Genomic DNA, 17,610 nt, shown 5'->3' on the forward strand with positions numbered 1-17,610 from the left:
CGTGGCCAGGAGAAGCGGCGACAAGTACAGGGCCATTATTGAAGCGGCGGTAAAGGTAATTGCCGAAAACGGCTACCACAACGCCCAGGTTTCCAAAATTGCCCGGGAGGCAGGGGTTGCCGACGGCACCATCTACCTTTACTTCCGCAACAAGGAAGACGTGCTCATCTCCCTGTTCCGTGTGAAGATGGGCGAGTTTATCGCGGCGGCAAAGAAGGAGCTGGAAGGCTGCACCGGGGCGAAAGAGCAGCTGGCCCGCCTGATCCGGCTGCACTTCACCAGGCTGGAGGCCAACCGCCACCTGGCCACGGTAATGCAAATACAACTGCGGCAGTCGGACCCGGTCATCCGCCAGGGCATAACCGAACCCCTGCGGGCCTACTCCCGCCTCATCGAAGGGATTGTTTCCCGCGGCATGGAAACCGGGGAGTTCCGGCCCGACCTGGATGTGCGCCTGGCCCGGCAGATGATCTTTGGAACCATGGACGAGGTGGCCACCTGCTGGGTGATGTCCCACCGCCACTACAGCCTGGTGGCCCTGGCTCCTGAAGTCTACCGGCTGCTCTTCCGGGCCCTGGCGGCAAAGGATAACGGATCATCTTAAAAGGCGAAATAAGGGCCTGCTCATGCCGGCAGGCCCTTATTTCCCGGTTACACCCTAACTGATCTTATGGGAGGAGGAAACCGGCATGAACCCGAAAGCGGGGGACGTATTTTCGTGGGAAAGGACATTTACCGAAGAAGAGGTCCTTGCCTTCGCCGGACTCTCGGGTGACCGGGGAAGGCACCACATGCAGCGGGACGCCCGGGGTCGCCTGATGGTGCACGGGCTGTTGACCGCCTCTGTGCCGACCAAGATTGGGGGCGACCTCAACTATATCGCCAGGGAAATGTCCATGGAATTCCTGCACCCGGTATATGCCGGGGACACGGTCCGCTGCGAGGTAAAGATAACCGAAGTTACTCCCGGGGAAGGTTATACCGGGGTGGCCATGGAAGCGGTCTGCCGCAACCAGGATGGCAGGGAAGTGCTGGTTGGCCGCAGCCGCGGGATCATTCGTGAATTAATTTGGTGAGGAAGGCGTGATCCCATGGGGTTGACCATGGTCTTCAAGGCGCTGGGGGACGACACCCGGCGGGAAATCCTCCGCCTCCTGGCCCGCAGGGACATGACAGCCGGCGAGATTGCCCGCGCCTTTTCCCTTACCCGGCCCACCATCTCCCACCACCTGAACATACTTAAAGAAGCGGGGCTGGTTACGGACAAAAAAATGGGTCAGTTTGTCGTCTATTCCCTGAATACCACCGTCTTTCAGGATGCAACCGGCTGGCTGCAAGAGATAGTGAACAGCCTCCCCGGGCGGAACCGCAGTAACATAGAAGGGGAAATGCACTGTGAGAAATAATTACCGTGTCGACCGCCGGATGCTGCTGGGCGACTGGCCGGCGCTGTTTGTGCTGGCCGCCTTCCTGCCCCAACATTTTTCTACAAACATATTTCTACAGCATAATATTTAAATCGCTTAAATTTGTGGCAGGAATAACCTCCCGGACAGCCAATATTAAAACTTAGAGATTGTTGGCGCCAGCATGACATCAGTTGACGACAGAAGGAGAAATGCCCATGGCCGCAGACATAGTTAAAACTCCCTTCCTGGTTAACGAAATGGTGGTCTATTTCATTTCCCCGCAGGTGGCCCACGTGGTGGAAGTGGACTGCCGGATCGAGCTGACCACCACACCCGACAGCTGTACCTGCTGCTCCTTTCGCTTTCGCTCCCGGCTGGACCCGAACTACCGCTGCCGGCACATTGAAGCAGTACGGCAGGTGCTGGAAAAAGCCCGTCACGCCGGCCCCGGCGCTGAAAAAGTTATCTGCGGGCTTTAAAAGGGAAATAATATCCGGTAGGGAGGGCTTCAGGGCAGCGCAACTTTTTTGAGCCGGAAGTGGACAAACCCGGCCAGACCTGAAAAAAAGCAAGAAAAGCGCAGGTGTATGCAACATGCCGGCAAAAGTTTACCCTTTCCCCAGCGCGGAAGACCAGCAGGTGATCCAGACCGCCATCCACGTCTTCCTCACCAGCCAGACCGGGAAAGCCCGGGACACCATGCTGAAGACCATCCGGGCGGTGCTGGACCGCTACCGCATTTCCAGGTTTTCCTTTCCCGATTACGTGGTGGAAGCCACCCGCATGCCCGGTTATTCGGTGGTGCGGGCACGCAACTGTGTCGAGGGCACGGTCTGCCCCCAGTGCGGTGAAAAGCTTTACGGTCTTACCAGCAGGGTGCGCATATTAAGCGTCCAGGAACGCCGGAATTACCACCTGGTTACCTACGGCTGCCGCTGCGGGAAAGTTTTTGCCAAGCAGGAACAATGTTAAGGATGAAGACCATGGATGAAGACAATGGAGCGGGAGGGATGATAAAGCTATTCCTCCCGCTCTACCTTTGTGCAGCCTGCACCCGGCTCCCGCCGGGCCAAAGGCAGGCCGCCCACACCGGGCTTTAAAGGCGCCTTTTTTCTTCACGCCAGCCGGGGCTGGCGTGACCCTCCCGTATATCAGGCTCTGCCGAGCCGTTTAATCATCTCCACCATATTGCGCCCCAGGCGGCGGCATTCCTCCAGGGCCAGCAGGTCCTCATGCACACCCCGCTTCCAGCAAATCCTGCCTTCCTCCAGGCGGTCAAACATGGTCCCCATGGCCCCGCTGTTGCAGATGCCGCTTTCCTGGTCGCGGGTATCCACCAGGATCAGGCCCTGGGCCACCAGGAAGCGCTCCATAATGGCCTGGGCGTGCTCCTGCCCGCCGTTGCGCAGGCCGGCGTGGGTGACCGCCCCTCCCACCTTGCCGTGAAGCAGGTTCCGGGCCATGTGCATCCAGCGGGTGCGGTCGATAAAATTCTTCATCAGGCCGGTAACATTGGCCCAGTACACCGGGGAACCGAGTACAATGCCGTCGGCCGCCAGCATTTTTTCGGCCAGCAGGCCCATGTCGTCATCCTTGATGGAGCATTCCGTTTTGCCCAGGCAGCGGTTGCAGGCCAGGCAGGGCTTGATGTTATAATCAACCAGCTCCACCAGCTCCGTTTCCGCGCCGGCCCTGGCGGCTTCGTCCAGGACAGCCTGCAGCATGATGGCCGTATTCTTGCCTTTGCGGTGGCTGCCGTTAATGGCCAGGATCTTCACCCCAAATCCCCCTTTTTCAAATATTTTTGTAATTAATACCTTCGACCCGGCAGGCCTTGACTCCTGCCACACCAATCAGGGCTTGCAGCTGTTGCAGGGCTCGTATCCCGCATCCAGGGCCTCGTCCCGGGTGGCAAATTTCACCCGGTTGTCCGGAGCAATCTGGCGCCCGTACTGGCAGTCCGGGCGGTGGAATTTCCTGCTGCGGGCGTTGCCCAGGTAATAGGGCTCTTTGTCCTGCACCTCCAGGCCCCACAGGCCCCGCTCCTCTTCCCGGGCTTCCCGCTGCAGGCGGGCAAACAGTTCCGCATATTTCACATTGGGCGGGACGGTCATTACCTGGGCGTATCCCTTGAGCAGCAGCTCGGCGTTGAACATGCGGCTGCGGGCTTCGCTTTCCCCCGGCCCGCTCCCGCCGGGAGGGTCAAGCCAGACATAGGCCAGAAGGCGCCCGTAGTGGTCCCTTTCCTGCACATCTTTTTCCAGCCAGACGCGCTTCCCCTGCAGACGGCTCGTGGTATAGGCCGATGCCTCCCTACCGTACGGTTCCACCTCTTTAGTTGACTCGGGAGTATTCACGCCGATCAGGCGCACCGTTTCGCTCCTGCCGTTCTCAAGGCGCACCACCACAGTATCCCCGTCCACCACCCGGCTTACGGTGGCGGGCAAAAGGCCGGCAGTTTCCCCTCCCCGGCCCTGCCCGGCGGGGGAAGGCTCCTGGCTGCGGACCGGCGGCTTTGCAACCTCACCGCCCGTATCCGGGACGGCACCGGAACAGCCGGCCGCCAGCACCATCAGGGCTATAAGCAAAAATACAGCTGCTTTTACAGCTACTTTATATTTTACTGCCTGTCCAGCTGTAGATATCATCTTCAAAGCCCCTCCTGATAATCTCCTGCCATAAGGAAAAAAGTACGCGGGCCGGTACCCACCGGGAAAAGCAGGAACAGTCCAGAGTTCGCCGCTTTCCCGCCTGCTTCCCCGGTGAGGGAAAACCCGGCAGCCAGCCGGAAATAAAAGCCCCTTCATGATAATTACCCGGAGGATGCCGGCCGCTCCAGGAGGCTGACGCACTCCACGTGGCAGGTCTGGGGGAACATATCCACCGGCTGCACTTCCACCACCCGGTAGCCATACCCGGCCAGCAGGCCCAGATCCCGGGCCAGGGTCCCCGGGTCGCAGGATACGTAAACCACCCGCGGCACCGGGCAGCGGGCCAGGGTTTCCAGGACAGAGCGGTGACAGCCCCGCCGGGGCGGATCCAGCACCAGCACATCGGGTCCGCCGTCCCGGCGGAAAAGGCGGGGAAGGAGTTTTTCCACCGCTCCCTGGAGAAAGGATGCGTTGCCCAGGCCGTTGAGCCGGGCATTCTGCCGGGCATCGGCCACGGCCCGGGAAGACAGCTCCATACCCAGCACCTCCCGGGCCTGCCGGGCCAGGAAAAGAGCAATGGTGCCCACGCCGCAGTAGGCGTCCACCACCCGCTCCCGCCCGGTAAGGCCGGCATATTCCCCCACCTTTTCGTACAGGACCCGTGTCTGCACCGGGTTGACCTGGTAGAAGGAAGCGGCGGAAATCCGGAAGACGAGGTCGCCCAGGCGGTCGGTGATGTATCCCCTGCCGTAAAGGGTCCTTGTCCGTCCATCGTCAGGCTCCCTGCCCGGGAGGACGGCCGTTTGCTGGACGACCGTCGTTACCCGGCCGGTGCCGGCCAGCTCCGCAGCCAGCTTCCCGAGACGCGGGCGTCCGCCGCCGGCGGCCAGCACCACCATGGTTTCCCCCGTGGCCACGGCCCTGCGCAGGGTAACGTGAGAAATCAGAGGAGCCGGACCTTGTAGAAGCTCGTCCCGGTACTGGCCCAGCAGATGATCAATGATCAGCGCCAGTTCGTTCAGCTCCCGGTCCAGAATACGGCACCGGGTCCCATCACCCACCCAGTACCCGGGCGTGTGGGAGTCGGGAGCATAAAGGCCCAGGGCCGGCCTTCCTTCCCGGAGCATTACATGGAACCGCACCTTGTTCCGGTAGTGCCAGGGGTGGTTCATACCCAGGGCGGGTAGAACCCTTATCCCGCCCAGCCTGCCGATGCGTTCCAGGCTGTTCCGCACCCGCCCGGTTTTGTACTGAAGCTGGCACTCATAAGGCAGGTGCTGAATATGGCAGCCGCCGCAGCTGCCGAAAGAAGGGCATTCCGGGCGGCAGCGCGAAGGGCCAGGGTCTATCACTTCTTCCAGCCTTGCCCGCAGGTAATTTTTCTTTACCTCCACCACCGTAACCCGCACCCTGTCGCCGGGTACGGCCAGGGGTACGAACACCACCCGCCCCTGCCAGCGGCCCACCCCTTCGCCGCTGTGGCTGAGGTCTTCCACCTCAAGTACGACTTGCTCTCCGGGCTGTACACCAGGCATGGTTATCCTCCAGGCAAAATTTAGTCATACGATTACATTTTCTCCCGGCCAGCCCGCCCCGTGCGCCGGCCATTCCTTTTCCACATCTTCCTCTGTAAATATTTGAAAACCCGATTCCACCAGCAATGCCGCCGTCACGCCATGACCTGTTTTGACTTTCCCGCTAAACGACCCGTCGTAAATCCGGCCGTACCCGCAGGAAGGGCTCCGGGCCTTAAGAATGGCAGCCCGTATGCCGTGGTTCCTGGCGATCTCCAGTACAGCCCGGGCTCCCCGGATAAAAGCCCCGGTAACATCCTCCCCCTTGCAATTGACCACCCGCGCCCGCCCCTCCAGCACGTCCACTCCCGTACCGCCCTGTATTTCCGACGCCGGGCGCGGTACGGGCAACCCGCCCAGGCACTCCGGGCATACCGGTACTGCCCGGCCTTCCCTGACCAGCCTTTCCACCACCGCACAGGTCCGGGGCAACCCATCGTAGGAACAGGAATGCCCGGCCAGGCATGCGCTTACCATATACTTCACTCATTCATTCCCCCCTGTTATTTCCGGCAAAAATGCAGAAACACAACAAATCCATTGCGCAGATACCGGCATCGATATTCCGGGTCATGCCACCGTCCACAACCAGGCTGGCACCGCTTCCCGGCGAAAATTTCACCCCGGACACGGATCCTGCATACTTTTTCCGGCTGACCTTGTTCCCGCAGGCTTTTATCCATTCCCGGCGTAACCGGACCGCTCTGGAAAAGGCCCTGGGCATCCAGAAAGTACGCCCGGCCCCCGCATATCCCTTCTCCCTCTCCCCTTAAAAGCACAATGCTGCGCACGGCCAGTATGCAGCTATATATGACCCCCGGCACGCCCCAGCGCCTGTTAAACGAGCATAAGCTTTCTCCTGACCATCCTGCACGTTTAATTTAATGCCAGAAGATCCTGAAGGGAGGCCTGCAGGGCCATAAAAAAAGAAGTACTGGCTACATTGCCTTGAAAGTCTTTTAAACGACGCTTGTCAACAGCGCGTATCTGGTCAGGGAGTGCGCGGGTAACTTTGCCGTGAAAGGTTAATTCCGGTCGAAAAGAGGCGGGCCTGGCTCCTGTAGAAAGGGGAACGATTACAACGGTAGAAAGATAGTTAAATGGTTCATCGGATACCACCACTGCATAGTGAGACCCCCGCAGAATATGGCCCGTTCCTTCCAGACTAACTCTATAAATATCTCCTGGACGGGGAATTTCGGCAGGCATCAGAGCTCACCCCTTTCGGCCCGGGCCATTCTTTCTATATGTTCCGAAAAGTCTGCTTCCGCCCAGGCCGCGAGATTTTCTTCTTCCGCCAACCGGCGACACTCTTCCGCAAGCTTCTTCCGTTTTAGCTCCTTGACATACCGCTCTACCGCACCCCGCACGAAGTCGCTCAAAGTCGGAAATTCTTCAGGGTTGCGTACCTCCTCAATGGATTTCAGAAGACTGGTGGGCATGCGAATCGTCGTGCGAACATGCTCCATAGTTATCACCCCAAATGTCAGACATTGCTGCATACATTATAGCATACAATAAAGTATGATACAATACGGCCCGGAAAATTGAGGACATCACCCCCAACTGGCGGCGCCAGGCGGAAATGATCAAAAAAGCCCAGCCACCCGCAAATCGGGACGGCCCTGGAAATCAGTGTCCGGCCGCACCAGCCGCGGGTGGCTTCCCCACCATAAAAATTTTGAAAATAGGATCGCCTTTCATCCCCTCCCTTATGGGGGGACTTCCCGGCAGGATAGTTAAAGCCCGGCCCGGTCAACTATGGTTTCAGCCACTTCTTCAGCGGACTTGAAGGGAAAATCACCTGCTTTCAACAGTTTGCCGGCCTCACCGGCGGTCATCTTTAAGCCGCCAGCCTGGCATGTGGTTTCGGCTCCCTGGGGAAACGCCGCCAGCAACTCCTCAGGGGTGTGGATGGGAAAGGCCATGTTGGCCACCTGGTCGGTGTAATCGTTCAGCTTTTTCCCAAGCAGTTGAATAATCTTTAAAGAAATCTGAGGGTTTTTAAGTAAAACGGCAAAATCCTCCCTGCTGCAGGAGCACACGAAGGTGTCCTCCATTGCCTGGGCGCTCATGGTATGCACGGTATCCTCGAAGAAGGTGTTTTCACCGAACATGTCGTCCTCTTTGAGGATGTCCAGGATGATCTCCCTGCCCTCACTGGATACCTTAAACAGTTTCACCCGGCCGTATTTTATAAGGTAGATCGTGTCGGCGGGCTCCCCTTCCCTGAAGATAAACTCGTTCTTGCGATAAACCCTCTTGCGGGCCAGCGCGCCGATTCTTTCCCGCTCGGCAAAGTCCAGGGCTGAAAATATTTCCAGTTCCTTCATGCAGCGTATCTTTTTCATGATTTCCCTTCTTCCAGAAGCTTTTCCACTTCCCTGCGAAAATGTTCCAAATCTATGGGCAGTATTTCAACGGGCACCCGGGTATAATCAAAGAACTCCAGGATTTTCTCGTCGTCAACAGGGGTGATCCCGGTGTCCAGCAGCAGCATACGGTCATAATAACCGAAATTCTGCCGGGCGTCAATCTCGTCCCATTTCAAACCTTCTATGAATATCCTGCGCCAGTTCTCCAGCCAGCCGGCGGTCAGGTAAAAGTTACGGCCCCCGGCATCCAGCTCGGCCAGCCGTTCTCCCAGCAGCATCTCAATGCAGTTTTTGGCCCGGATGACCCGCCCGCCCCTCCTGGTCACCATCCGCTCCATTTCCGGGTGGCACTGGAGGCCAAATACCACGGCGACACTGTCTTCGTTCATGCCGTCCAGGGCCTGCACAAGGGCTTTTCCCAGTTTGTCAAAGTCCACGTGGAGCCCCGGTTCCAGGTAATGAATTTCAACTTCTTTTCCCTGCAGGACGTACTCCAATTCCTTTTCCAGAATGCCGCAGCACAAAATTTTTTGGGGCATACCTTTCCCTCCTGAAGATTTGTTCTTTATGATCAAAGCTTAACTCAATGTCCCTCAACCGTCTGTAAACTGTTTAACAAGCCCCGCCACCCCGCGGAAAAATTACGAGATTTGGTAATTCCTAACAAGTAAAAGCCCCGGGTGAGTGGCCCAGGGCTTCCCTTATTCCGGCTGTACTGATCCCGTTTCCTAGTCCGGCCAATAACAGGCCCAAACACAAAGAAGAATAGATCGTGCGGACCGGGGTTCAGGTTTCCTTTTGCCGGTTCTGCCGGTAGACCAGGCCCGAAGCCACAGCCACCAGTTCCCCCCGCTGGTTTTCCACGGTAATCCGGTACAGCCCCGTATGGCGGGTTAAATTTTCCTCCCTGGCCGTAGCCACCAGCTCATCCCCGGGAGCACTTTTCTTTAAATAGCTGATGTTCATATTTATACCCACGGCGGGCACACCCCGGGAGTTGCTGGCGGTGCCAAAGGCCACATCGGCCACGGTGAAAACAACTCCCCCGTGGGTAATGCCGTGGATGTTGGTCATCTGCTCCGTCACCTTCAACCTGACCCGGGAATAACCGGGCTTGAGCTCCACTATTTCCACCCCCAGCATCCTGGGGAATGGGTCGTTCAACAGCCATTCTTTTAAATCCTCGGGCAAAAAAATATGCTCATCGCCCATCTTCCCTATCCCCTCCGGTATTTCATTTTCCCCGGAACAGGCTTTATTCCTGCTTTTCGTTATCCAAAGGAAATCATGCACCTTTTAAAAAATGAAAACCTGGACGATTTCAAAAGTCTCGCCCAGGAATTTGTAGAAAAAGTAATCGTGACCAAGGAAAAAATTGAAGTGGTCTTTAAAATAACTGTGGATTTGAGTGGTGGAGGCGGGGGGATTCGAACCCACCGTCCGGAAGAACAGCCACAGGAGTTTCTCCGAGCGCAGGCTGTGTTTTGGCTTTCGCCCCTTTGGCGGCCACAGCCAGCCTCCGCAGGGGCTATCCCGTTTTGGTGTCCCGCCGGGCCTCCGGGAACCGTCCCGGCAGCAAGCCCGTTAAGTCGACACCCTGTCCCGCGTCACGGGCCGGACCCGGGCAGGATGTGGCCGCTAAATTAAGCAGCCAGAGCGTATTCTTCGTTGGCAGTTATTGTTTTTCCACCGTTTTACGGGCTGGTGGAACCCCGGCTCGCTTCTCCTGCCACCGCTTCCCCCGTCGAAACCTTTCGCCCCCATGTCACATATTACATCTTCCCCCGCAGGGCCCGCTCCATTTCCCGCTTCGCGTCCCGGGCGGCCATGTCCTCCCGCTTGTCGTACACCTTCTTGCCGCGGGCCAGGGCCAGTTCCACCTTGGCCTTGCCCCGGTCGTTGAAGTACACCTTCAGCGGGATCAGGGCCAGGCCCTTTTCCCGGCTCTTGCCCAGCAGGCGCAGGATTTCTTTCTTATGCATCAGGAGCTTGCGCGTCCGCTTGGGCTCGTGGTTGAAGCGGTTACCCTGGTCGTAGGGGCTGATGTGCATATTATACAGGAAAAGTTCGGCATTTTCAACGCGGGCGAAGCTGTCCTGCAGGTTGGCCCGCCCCGCCCGCAGGGATTTGACCTCCGTGCCGGTCAGGGCGATGCCGGCCTCGTAGGTTTCCAGGATGTGATAGTCATGGCGGGCCTTCTTGTTCACCGTAACCACTTTTCCCACCATGACCACCTCCTCAGCCGATAAAGAAAGCCCTACCGCAACTGGCCGGGCTGCAACCTTTTTCTTTCCTCAGTACCATTATAACGTTACGTCGCCATTTGTCAAGCGGGTAGTGCCAATTTCTGGTCAACCACTGGAAAGTGTTTCCCATGAATTCAACTGAATACAGTGTCCCGGGCGGCGGAAAAACGCTGGACCGCCCGGTTTTACAACCCCATCTCTTTGGCAATGGCCTGCATGGACTCCAGGCCGATTTTCATAAATTCTTCCAGGGAGAGGCCCATCTCGGAGCAGCTTTTGATCTGTTCCCTGCTGGCGCCCCGGGCAAAGGACTTCTCGTGGAAGCGGTTGAGAAGGAAGGGGACGTCAATGGCTGAAAGTTTCTTTTCCGGTTTAATGAGAGCGCCGGCCACGATGAGCCCGGTGAGAGGATCGCTGGCGTAAAGGGCCCTGTCCATCAGGCTCTGCCGGGGCAGGCCGTGAATATCATTGTGTACCCGAACGGCATAAACAACCTCTTCCGGCAGCCCTTCCCGGGCCAGCAGATCCGCCCCTTCCATGCTGTGCCGGGCCGGCTCGTCCTTCGTCCATTCATAGTCGATGTCATGGAGCAGCCCGGCCAGTCCCCAGAGCTCCTCATCCTGGCCGAAATGCCGGGCCAGCCCGCGCATGACCGCCTCCACGGCCAGGGAATGCTTAATCAGGTTGGGCGTTTTTAAATACCTGGTGAGAAGTGCATAGGCTTCATTCCGCGTCACTTTTCAGGACTCCTTTCCTTGTTTTTAACCGTTTTCTTTAACCGTCAGAAACTTGGCCGTGGCCCTGGCAGCCACCTTCCCCCCGGGGAGAATAAGACGGGCGGAAAGCTCCCACAGCCGCCCCCTGCAGCCCTCCTTCCACGCCTCCACGGTTACCGGCACGCCCACGGGCACCGGGAGGCTGAAGCGGGTAAGCATTTCCGCCGTCATGGCTGCAACACCGCGATGCCAGAGCCACTGGGCCATGGCCTCATCAAGCAGTGTGGTAACCAGGCCGCCGTGCAGCACACCATCCCACCCCTGGTGTTCATTCCCGGCCGTAAAAGTTGTCCGGCAGATATCGCCTTCGTGGGAAAACTCCAGGTGCAGGCCGATGGGGTTCCGGGGGCTGCACGCAAAACACATGCCATCACTTCGCCGGAACATGATTCAAGTCACCTTGCTTTCAAATACTGTGACCCTCCACACATTTTATATTTTACCAAAAATCTGCCATAACGAAAACAGCACTTTTCTTTATCCCGTGTTCATTGACATTTACCGCCATGAAAGTATAATTATAATTAGTTATAATTTTGGTTTTTTGGGTTCCCGGTGCGGGCTTTAATTTAGAGCAGGAGTGATAATCCCATGAACCTTACCCGGCGGCGTAAAGAATTCCTCCACAAAATCATCAACCTCTTTCATCAGACCGGCCTTCCCGTTCACTATGTTACCGTTGCCCAGGCACTGGGAGTCAGCAAGTGGACAGCCTACGATATCCTCAAAGAACTGGAAAAAGGAGAATTTTTAAACAGGGAATACACCCTGGACCGGAACGAGAAGGCTCCCGGCCGGTCAATGGTTGTTTTCCGGCCCACGGAAAAGGCCCTCAAACTTTTGTCCCCGCAGGAAGCAAAGGCAGTACCTCCGGATGACTGGTCGGCTGCCAGGAGCAGGTTGCTCTCCCTGGTTGCCGACATGAAGAACCTGAACCCACAAAAAATAAAAGAGGAACTCCTGGAAGAAATGGCAAGTATAGAACTGCCGGTGGTGTTCAGCGCCTATACCATAGCCCTTTTAATTACCCACATACACGAAATCAATGCCGGAGGAATGGCAGCCATGAAACACATCCTGGAAATGGCTCCCAGGCCGGAGCTGGTCCTGAGCCTTTTTGCCGGGCTGGCCATTGGTACCATGCTCAGGGGCATGAAAGATGCAGTTAATAACAAAATTCTCACCTGCATCCGCCGTTTTGAAGAGCATATATCCAGGTGTGACCATAACGAATGCAGAATTCTGGCCAGCTTTTTATCAGAAGCCCTTCATAGTTCAAAATAAATTTTTTTGCCATGCTTTTGGGTCTTTTGGGTTTATTAGGTCTCTTGGGTAATTGTTTGAGCCGCGAAGAAGCCGGTAAAAATTAAACAAAAGATAAGGACTTTTCCCGGAAACCTTTGGCTATATTTTTGGCTAGCTTGGGCTAGCTTTCCTGCTATCTAATTTGAGTTTAACAGATAAGGAGGTTGTTGTTATGTCCCCGGTTTCTACCAGAATGGGACGGGCTAAAAATTTCCTTGCCGCCCATCTTGCCCAAAACGTGCTGGGTTACGTGAGTAAAAACCCGGAAGCTAATTTCCCGCGCCTGCTTAACCTGGTTAAAATTCTCGCCATTCAGGAACGCCATAAAAACCAGATTGAAACTGTTGCCTCTTACTACCGGGAAAATCCGGCTATCCGGGAATATGTCCACAGGCTGGCCAGGAACCTCCATCCCAACGTGCGCAACCGCCTGTTGTACAACTGGTTCATGAACGCCATGATCTTCGGCATTCCCCGCCAGAGGAGCCTGTCCGCCGAGCTGGGGGTGAACATTCCCAATTTCATCCTGGTGGACCCCACCAGTGCCTGCAACCTGGCCTGTGAAGGCTGCTGGGCGGGCAAATATTCTCCCAGGAAATTAAGCCCGGAAAGGCTGGACCGCCTTTTCAACGAAGCCAAGGAACTGGGCATTTACTGGATTGTTTTTTCCGGCGGCGAACCACTGGTTTACCCGCACCTGTTCGACCTGATGACCAGGCATCGCGATATGGCCTTTATGGCTTATACCAACGGTACGCTGATTGATGAAAAGATGGCCGATAAAATCATCGAGGTGGGCAACTTCTCCCCGGCCATCAGCCTGGAAGGGTGGCGGGAACGCACCGACGCCCGGCGGGGTCCGGGAACCTTTGACAGGGTTATGCGGGCCATGGACCTGCTCAGGGAACGGGGTGCGGCATTCGGCGTTTCCATCACCATCACCAGGGAAAACGTTATGGAAGTCACCAGCGATGAATTTATTGATTTCCTTATTGAAAAAGGGGTTTTATACGGCTGGACATTCCATTATATCCCCATCGGCCGCAATCCCAACATAAACCTGATGGTCACCCCGGAACAGAGGGCCTATCTGGCCGAGCGCATACCCTACATCCGCACCCATAAACCCATTATGATTGCGGATTTCTGGAACGATGGTGAGCTGGTAGAAGGGTGCATTGCCGGAGGGCGTCGCTATTTCCATATCAATGCCGCCGGGGAAGTGGAACCCTGTGCCTTTGTTCATTTTGCCGTGGACAACATTAACGAAAAAAGCCTGCTGGAAGTCCTGCGCTCACCCCTGTTTGCCGCTTACCAGAAGCGCCAGCCCTTCCATGACAACCTGCTCCGGCCCTGTCCAATTATAGACGTACCCCGGGCCCTCAGGGAGATAGTAAAGGAATCGGGCGCCCATCCCACCCACGAAGGGGCGGAAACAGTGCTGCAGGGCATAATTGCCGCCCACCTGGATGAGCGCTCCCGGGAATGGGGCCGGGTGGCCGACAGGATCTGGGCAGAACGCCAGCAGTTGAAAAAAGCCCGGGAGCTCTCTTAACAGGTCAACGCGAAAGGCCGGCCAATGCCGGCCTTCTTTAACCTGCTGGTCGTGGTGAAAGGAGAGCGGGCTGCGTTCAGGCCACCAGCCCGCTCTCTCTTTTGCTTTCACCGGAATCGAAGGACAGGGCACGGCGGGGACAGGCGGCCACACAGGTACCGCATTTCAGACAATCGTTGTCCCCCACAAGACCTTCCAGCCGGTACTCATAGGGCTTCAGCTGCATCGGGCACGCCCGGGCACAGGCCCGGCACCCGGTGCAGGTCCGGCTGATGAAAAGGGGATTCTTGCCCCCGGAAAGCCAGTGAGCCAGCGTACCCATGGGGCAGATGTGACACCAGACCCGGGGATGGATAACCAGCCCCAGAATGATTCCCACCAGGGTCGTAATGGTGAGCAGCCGTACCAGGGCCAGTCCCATAGCCGCCAGATAACCCCGGGCAAGGTACCACTGGGTACCGATCATGGTAAATATTAAAAACAGCATAAATACCCGCACCTTCTGGCTGCGGAAAAAAGCGGGTATGGCTTTCCGCCTGGACAGGGGACGGATAAAAAGATCGAAAAATGCACCCCGGGGGCACATCCAGTCACACCAGGCACGCCCCCGGAAGATAGCCACCCCCACTGCCCCGGCCATGCACCCCAGGAGCAGGAACCCCAGCCAGGGGTAGAACCAGCCCAGGATGGCAACCAGGGGCAGGCCTGCCCAGGTTAAACCCTGTCTTAGTTTACGTTCTCTCAGCTTTTCTTTTAACACTGAACTCCTCCTCTCTTAACTTAAAGTTAAATTACGGGGATGCGGCCGTCCCTGCGGGACAGCAGCAACCTCTGTCTATACACATACCCCTAGGGGTATCTCATGTAAAATATTACTCCCCCTCTTTTGCAATGTCAATAGGTATTTTTCCTGCCCTGCCCTTGACAAAACAAAAAATTAATAGTAAACTTAAAATACCATACGGGGTATAGGGCTATGAAAGGGGACGCAAGATGGGGAAAGACCGGATTTACCGGCAGGAAGTGCAGGGAGATCTGCTGGCCCGCCTGAAACGCATTGAAGGCCAGGTACGGGGAGTATCCAGGATGATCCAGGAGCAGCGCAGCTGCGGTGAGGTGGTCATCCAGCTGGCGGCCATTAAGGCAGCCATCAGCCAGGTGGCCATGACCACCCTGGCCTGCCACCTGGCCGATGAACTTACGGAGGGTCTGGCGGAAGGCAAGGAGCTTAAAGATATTATGGCCGATTTCATGCAGATTTTCCGCAAGTTTACCTGATGTTATAACCCTGCTTTCTGCCACTACAGAACAGGAGCGTGATATTCATGGTTCAGGTGCATGTATCCGACGAAGCCAGGGATTATATCCTGCAGCAGACCGATACCATCACCCTGGTTATGGAACTCTGCGGCGGGTGAGGTGGCATGACCCTGGAGCCTGCCGTGTATGCAGGCCAGCCTCCTGATGTGGAAAGATTCCTCCGGACCGAAGCCAACGGCCTGAAGGTGTTTCTGCCCAAAAACGCCCGGGTTGCTCCGGAAGGGATCAGCATCGACATCACCGGGCAGGGTGCATGGCGCCGCCTGTCCATCCAGGGATTGCTCGGCTGAGCCGGAAAAAAGAAAAAAAAGCCCCTGCCGTCAGGCAGGGGTGTTTCTTTTTTAACGGGCGATATTGGCAATCAGCGGAATGATCAACAGGGCCACGATGTTCACGATCTTGATCATCGGGTTGATGGCCGGCCCCGCAGTATCTTTCAACGGGTCACCGACGGTGTCACCCGTTACCGCTGCAGCGTGGGCAGGAGTGCCCTTACCGCCGTACATACCTTCCTCAATGTACTTCTTGGCATTGTCCCAGGCACCGCCGCCGGCGGTCTGGAAGATGGCCAGGAAGAGACCGCTGATGATGGTACCCATCAGCATCCCGCCCAGGGCATCCCGGCCCAGGATCAGGCCCACAATGACGGGGGCCAGGACGGGAATCAGTCCGGGCAGGATCATTTCCTTCAGCGCACGGCGGGTAACGATATCCACGCAGCGGCCGTACTCAGGCTTGGCCTTGCCTTCCATGAGGCCCTTAATTTCCCGGAACTGCCTCCGCACCTCATTGACCACTTCGTAGGCCGCCCGGCCCACAGCACCAATGGCCAGGGAGGAGAACAGGAAGGGCAGGGCAGCGCCGATGAACAGGCCGGCCAGCACCCACGGGTTGTTGATGGAGAAGGTAAGCAGTTCTGCAGGAACGTAGTCCGCCAGGTGGTGGGTATAGTCGGCAAACAGAACAATCGCTGCCAGGCCGGCGGAACCGATGGCGTAACCCTTGGTCACCGCCTTGGTGGTGTTACCCACAGCATCCAGCGGGTCGGTGATGTTCCGGACCTCATCCGGCAGTTCGGCCATTTCGGCAATACCACCGGCGTTGTCGGTAATGGGTCCGTAGGAGTCGATGGCCACGATAATACCGGTCATGGAGAGCATGGACATGGAGGCAATGGCCACGGCATAGAGGCCGCCTTCATGGCCGCCACCAATCAGATAGGAAATAATGATACCCGCCACAATCACCAGGGCCGGGAGCACACCGGCTTCCATGGCCACGGAAATACCGGTGATGATGTTGGTAGCGTGGCCGGACTGTGATGCTTCAGCGATGGATTTTACCGGGCGGAAACTCTTGGACGTATAGTAGTCGGTAATATACACAATGGCCACGGTAACCACAATACCGATAAGGGCCGGCCAGAAGTAAGTGGAGTTGCCCAGAACGGACGTGGTCACAAACCAGAAGCCGATCAGGGACAGGATGGCGGAAGCCCAGAGTCCCTTGTAAAGAGCACCCATAATATTGGTGCTCTGGTCACCCATCCGTACAAAGAAAGTACCGATAATGGAGGCAATGATTGCTACAGCACCTAAAACCATGGGATAGATGACATACTGGGGCTGGTTGTCGAAAAGCAGGAATCCCAGAAGCATGGCCCCTACGGCGGTGACGGCATAGGTCTCAAAAAGGTCAGCCGCCATACCGGCACAGTCACCCACGTTGTCACCCACGTTGTCGGCAATAACCGCCGGGTTCCGGGGGTCGTCTTCGGGAATGCCGGCTTCAACTTTACCCACCAGGTCAGCACCCACGTCGGCACTCTTGGTATAAATACCGCCGCCCAGACGGGCGAACACACTGATCAGCGAACCGCCAAAGCCCAGACCCACCAGGGCCACCGGGTCTCTAAAAATGACGTACATGGCCGAAACACCCAGCAGGGCCAGGCTCACGCACATCATCCCCGTCACGGCACCGCCCTTGAAAGCTACCTGCAGGGCGTGGTTGATGCCGGACTTGGCCGCTTCAGCCACACGGGTATTGCCCCGGGTGGTCACGTACATGCCGATATAACCGCAAAGGCCGGAGAAAACGGCTCCGATGATAAAGCCAATTGCTGTCCAGTAGTTAAGACCGAACAGGATGATCAGGGCCACGACAATACCCACCAGGGCTATGGTCTTGTACTGCCGGTTGAGGTAAGCCATAGCCCCTTCCTGGATGGCCGCCGAAATTTCCTGCATGCGCTGGGAACCAGCTGGACGACTAAGTACCCATGAGGCCAGATAACCTGCAAACAGGATACCGATAATGGCAGCCACCAACCCGGCATAGGTCATCCACGACTGTTCCAAGAAAATTCCCCCCCATGGTTAATTTTTTAGATGACCGCT

25 protein-coding genes and 1 other RNA gene are annotated in these 17,610 nt (G+C 56.9%); 10 read left to right on the top strand and 16 right to left on the bottom strand.

All coding sequences use genetic code 11. The features are described from left to right. Position 1 precedes the first annotated feature (1 nt). From BUB44_RS00105 to BUB44_RS00125, 6 genes are all read left to right on the top strand, one after another. Complete coding sequence (locus BUB44_RS00105) at positions 2-604, top strand: TetR/AcrR family transcriptional regulator (RefSeq protein WP_073162275.1); 603 nt, start codon at positions 2-4, stop codon at positions 602-604. An 85-nt stretch (positions 605-689) separates the two neighbouring features. Next, on the top strand, positions 690-1,076 hold the full coding sequence (locus tag BUB44_RS00110; RefSeq protein ID WP_073162277.1) for a MaoC family dehydratase: 387 nt from the start codon (positions 690-692) through the stop codon (positions 1,074-1,076). Positions 1,077-1,091: 15 nt separating this feature from the next. Then, entirely contained in the window at positions 1,092-1,406 is a 315-nt protein-coding gene (locus tag BUB44_RS00115; protein WP_073162279.1) for an autorepressor SdpR family transcription factor, read from the top strand. After that, positions 1,396-1,518, top strand: coding sequence for a hypothetical protein (locus BUB44_RS15930; RefSeq protein ID WP_278247923.1), 123 nt, complete (start codon positions 1,396-1,398; stop codon positions 1,516-1,518). Before BUB44_RS00115 ends, BUB44_RS15930 begins: the two co-directional genes overlap by 11 nt. A 106-nt stretch (positions 1,519-1,624) precedes the next feature. After that, entirely contained in the window at positions 1,625-1,888 is a 264-nt protein-coding gene (locus BUB44_RS00120) for a hypothetical protein (protein ID WP_027356778.1), read from the top strand. Positions 1,889-2,003: 115 nt separating this feature from the next. After that, positions 2,004-2,381 (top strand): hypothetical protein, encoded by a 378-nt coding sequence (locus BUB44_RS00125; RefSeq protein ID WP_027356777.1) that lies wholly within the window; start codon positions 2,004-2,006, stop codon positions 2,379-2,381. Between the two features lie 179 nt (positions 2,382-2,560). Here BUB44_RS00125 and BUB44_RS00130 read toward each other — a convergent pair whose 3' ends face one another. The 14 genes from BUB44_RS00130 to BUB44_RS00200 form a co-directional block, all read right to left on the bottom strand. Beyond that, positions 2,561-3,187, bottom strand: a complete 627-nt coding sequence (locus BUB44_RS00130; protein ID WP_073162281.1) for a flavodoxin family protein — start codon at positions 3,185-3,187, stop codon at positions 2,561-2,563. A 75-nt stretch (positions 3,188-3,262) separates the two neighbouring features. Beyond that, complete coding sequence (locus BUB44_RS00135) at positions 3,263-4,057, bottom strand: thermonuclease family protein (protein WP_083543017.1); 795 nt, start codon at positions 4,055-4,057, stop codon at positions 3,263-3,265. Positions 4,058-4,221: 164 nt separating this feature from the next. Further along, complete coding sequence (gene rlmD, locus BUB44_RS00140) at positions 4,222-5,595, bottom strand: 23S rRNA (uracil(1939)-C(5))-methyltransferase RlmD (RefSeq protein WP_073162283.1); 1,374 nt, start codon at positions 5,593-5,595, stop codon at positions 4,222-4,224. A 24-nt stretch (positions 5,596-5,619) separates the two neighbouring features. After that, entirely contained in the window at positions 5,620-6,111 is a 492-nt protein-coding gene (locus BUB44_RS00145) for a 2-thiouracil desulfurase family protein (protein ID WP_073162477.1), read from the bottom strand. Positions 6,112-6,124: 13 nt separating this feature from the next. Next, positions 6,125-6,358 carry a hypothetical protein gene (locus BUB44_RS00150; protein WP_027356772.1) on the bottom strand — a complete coding sequence of 78 codons (234 nt, stop codon included), beginning with the start codon at positions 6,356-6,358 and terminating at the stop codon, positions 6,125-6,127. Positions 6,359-6,510: 152 nt separating this feature from the next. Continuing rightward, positions 6,511-6,843 carry a type II toxin-antitoxin system PemK/MazF family toxin gene (locus tag BUB44_RS00155; RefSeq protein ID WP_073162285.1) on the bottom strand — a complete coding sequence of 111 codons (333 nt, stop codon included), beginning with the start codon at positions 6,841-6,843 and terminating at the stop codon, positions 6,511-6,513. Continuing rightward, positions 6,843-7,103, bottom strand: a complete 261-nt coding sequence (locus BUB44_RS15530) for a ribbon-helix-helix domain-containing protein (protein ID WP_207545595.1) — start codon at positions 7,101-7,103, stop codon at positions 6,843-6,845. Before BUB44_RS15530 ends, BUB44_RS00155 begins: the two co-directional genes overlap by 1 nt. 270 nt (positions 7,104-7,373) lie before the next feature. Continuing rightward, positions 7,374-7,985: an MTH865 family protein gene (locus tag BUB44_RS00170; protein WP_073162291.1), complete on the bottom strand. Its 612-nt coding sequence runs from the start codon at positions 7,983-7,985 to the stop codon at positions 7,374-7,376. Further along, on the bottom strand, positions 7,982-8,548 hold the full coding sequence (locus BUB44_RS00175; protein ID WP_073162293.1) for a DUF1638 domain-containing protein: 567 nt from the start codon (positions 8,546-8,548) through the stop codon (positions 7,982-7,984). The genes BUB44_RS00170 and BUB44_RS00175 overlap by 4 nt, the downstream gene beginning before the upstream one ends. A gap of 247 nt (positions 8,549-8,795) precedes the next feature. Beyond that, a complete protein-coding gene (paaI, locus tag BUB44_RS00180) occupies positions 8,796-9,221 on the bottom strand; it encodes a hydroxyphenylacetyl-CoA thioesterase PaaI (RefSeq protein WP_073162295.1) in 426 nt (141 codons plus the stop codon). Between the two features lie 197 nt (positions 9,222-9,418). After that, positions 9,419-9,771: a transfer-messenger RNA gene (ssrA, locus tag BUB44_RS00185) on the bottom strand. A gap of 10 nt (positions 9,772-9,781) precedes the next feature. Then, entirely contained in the window at positions 9,782-10,237 is a 456-nt protein-coding gene (smpB, locus tag BUB44_RS00190; protein ID WP_073162297.1) for an SsrA-binding protein SmpB, read from the bottom strand. 203 nt (positions 10,238-10,440) lie between these two features. Continuing rightward, the gene (locus tag BUB44_RS00195) at positions 10,441-10,992 is read right to left on the bottom strand and encodes an HDIG domain-containing metalloprotein (protein ID WP_073162299.1); all 552 of its coding nucleotides are present in this window, start codon (positions 10,990-10,992) and stop codon (positions 10,441-10,443) included. 24 nt (positions 10,993-11,016) lie between these two features. Then, entirely contained in the window at positions 11,017-11,418 is a 402-nt protein-coding gene (locus BUB44_RS00200; protein ID WP_073162300.1) for a PaaI family thioesterase, read from the bottom strand. 204 nt (positions 11,419-11,622) lie between these two features. Here BUB44_RS00200 and BUB44_RS00210 point away from each other — a divergent pair, with 204 nt between their 5' ends. Both BUB44_RS00210 and BUB44_RS00215 read left to right on the top strand, forming a co-directional pair. Next, a complete protein-coding gene (locus tag BUB44_RS00210) occupies positions 11,623-12,315 on the top strand; it encodes a LexA family transcriptional regulator (protein WP_073162303.1) in 693 nt (230 codons plus the stop codon). Between the two features lie 193 nt (positions 12,316-12,508). Then, a complete protein-coding gene (locus BUB44_RS00215; protein ID WP_073162305.1) occupies positions 12,509-13,891 on the top strand; it encodes a radical SAM/SPASM domain-containing protein in 1,383 nt (460 codons plus the stop codon). A 76-nt stretch (positions 13,892-13,967) separates the two neighbouring features. Here the strand turns inward: BUB44_RS00215 and BUB44_RS00220 are convergent, their stop codons facing one another. Beyond that, on the bottom strand, positions 13,968-14,651 hold the full coding sequence (locus BUB44_RS00220; RefSeq protein ID WP_073162307.1) for a 4Fe-4S binding protein: 684 nt from the start codon (positions 14,649-14,651) through the stop codon (positions 13,968-13,970). A gap of 233 nt (positions 14,652-14,884) precedes the next feature. Here BUB44_RS00220 and BUB44_RS00225 point away from each other — a divergent pair, with 233 nt between their 5' ends. Together BUB44_RS00225 and BUB44_RS00230 are read left to right on the top strand one after the other, a co-directional pair. Then, entirely contained in the window at positions 14,885-15,169 is a 285-nt protein-coding gene (locus BUB44_RS00225; RefSeq protein ID WP_027356756.1) for a metal-sensitive transcriptional regulator, read from the top strand. A gap of 47 nt (positions 15,170-15,216) precedes the next feature. Then, positions 15,217-15,501, top strand: coding sequence for a CC/Se motif family (seleno)protein (locus tag BUB44_RS00230; RefSeq protein ID WP_264175322.1), 285 nt, complete (start codon positions 15,217-15,219; stop codon positions 15,499-15,501). 51 nt (positions 15,502-15,552) lie between these two features. Here BUB44_RS00230 and BUB44_RS00235 read toward each other — a convergent pair whose 3' ends face one another. After that, on the bottom strand, positions 15,553-17,571 hold the full coding sequence (locus tag BUB44_RS00235; protein ID WP_114362024.1) for a sodium-translocating pyrophosphatase: 2,019 nt from the start codon (positions 17,569-17,571) through the stop codon (positions 15,553-15,555). Positions 17,572-17,610 lie beyond the last annotated feature (39 nt).

The organism is Desulfofundulus australicus DSM 11792, assembly GCF_900129285.1.
In the GTDB taxonomy this organism is placed as follows: domain Bacteria; phylum Bacillota; class Desulfotomaculia; order Desulfotomaculales; family Desulfovirgulaceae; genus Desulfofundulus; species Desulfofundulus australicus.

Excerpts from the sequence above, each read along its gene's own strand:
- BUB44_RS00200 (WP_073162300.1), bottom strand. The coding sequence starts at position 11,418 with ATGTTCCGGCGAAGTGATGGCATGTGTTTTGCGTGCAGCCCCCGGAAC.
- BUB44_RS00155 (WP_073162285.1), bottom strand. The coding sequence starts at position 6,843 with ATGCCTGCCGAAATTCCCCGTCCAGGAGATATTTATAGAGTTAGTCTG.
- BUB44_RS00210 (WP_073162303.1), top strand. The coding sequence starts at position 11,623 with ATGAACCTTACCCGGCGGCGTAAAGAATTCCTCCACAAAATCATCAAC.
- BUB44_RS00150 (WP_027356772.1), bottom strand. The coding sequence starts at position 6,358 with ATGCCCAGGGCCTTTTCCAGAGCGGTCCGGTTACGCCGGGAATGGATA.
- BUB44_RS00215 (WP_073162305.1), top strand. The coding sequence starts at position 12,509 with ATGTCCCCGGTTTCTACCAGAATGGGACGGGCTAAAAATTTCCTTGCC.
- BUB44_RS00120 (WP_027356778.1), top strand. The coding sequence starts at position 1,625 with ATGGCCGCAGACATAGTTAAAACTCCCTTCCTGGTTAACGAAATGGTG.
- BUB44_RS00225 (WP_027356756.1), top strand. The coding sequence starts at position 14,885 with ATGGGGAAAGACCGGATTTACCGGCAGGAAGTGCAGGGAGATCTGCTG.
- paaI (WP_073162295.1), bottom strand. The coding sequence starts at position 9,221 with ATGGGCGATGAGCATATTTTTTTGCCCGAGGATTTAAAAGAATGGCTG.
- smpB (WP_073162297.1), bottom strand. The coding sequence starts at position 10,237 with ATGGTGGGAAAAGTGGTTACGGTGAACAAGAAGGCCCGCCATGACTAT.
- BUB44_RS00145 (WP_073162477.1), bottom strand. The coding sequence starts at position 6,111 with ATGGTAAGCGCATGCCTGGCCGGGCATTCCTGTTCCTACGATGGGTTG.
- BUB44_RS00135 (WP_083543017.1), bottom strand. The coding sequence starts at position 4,057 with ATGATATCTACAGCTGGACAGGCAGTAAAATATAAAGTAGCTGTAAAA.
- BUB44_RS00115 (WP_073162279.1), top strand. The coding sequence starts at position 1,092 with ATGGGGTTGACCATGGTCTTCAAGGCGCTGGGGGACGACACCCGGCGG.
- BUB44_RS00175 (WP_073162293.1), bottom strand. The coding sequence starts at position 8,548 with ATGCCCCAAAAAATTTTGTGCTGCGGCATTCTGGAAAAGGAATTGGAG.
- rlmD (WP_073162283.1), bottom strand. The coding sequence starts at position 5,595 with ATGCCTGGTGTACAGCCCGGAGAGCAAGTCGTACTTGAGGTGGAAGAC.
- BUB44_RS15530 (WP_207545595.1), bottom strand. The coding sequence starts at position 7,103 with ATGGAGCATGTTCGCACGACGATTCGCATGCCCACCAGTCTTCTGAAA.
- BUB44_RS00170 (WP_073162291.1), bottom strand. The coding sequence starts at position 7,985 with ATGAAAAAGATACGCTGCATGAAGGAACTGGAAATATTTTCAGCCCTG.
- BUB44_RS00110 (WP_073162277.1), top strand. The coding sequence starts at position 690 with ATGAACCCGAAAGCGGGGGACGTATTTTCGTGGGAAAGGACATTTACC.
- BUB44_RS00125 (WP_027356777.1), top strand. The coding sequence starts at position 2,004 with ATGCCGGCAAAAGTTTACCCTTTCCCCAGCGCGGAAGACCAGCAGGTG.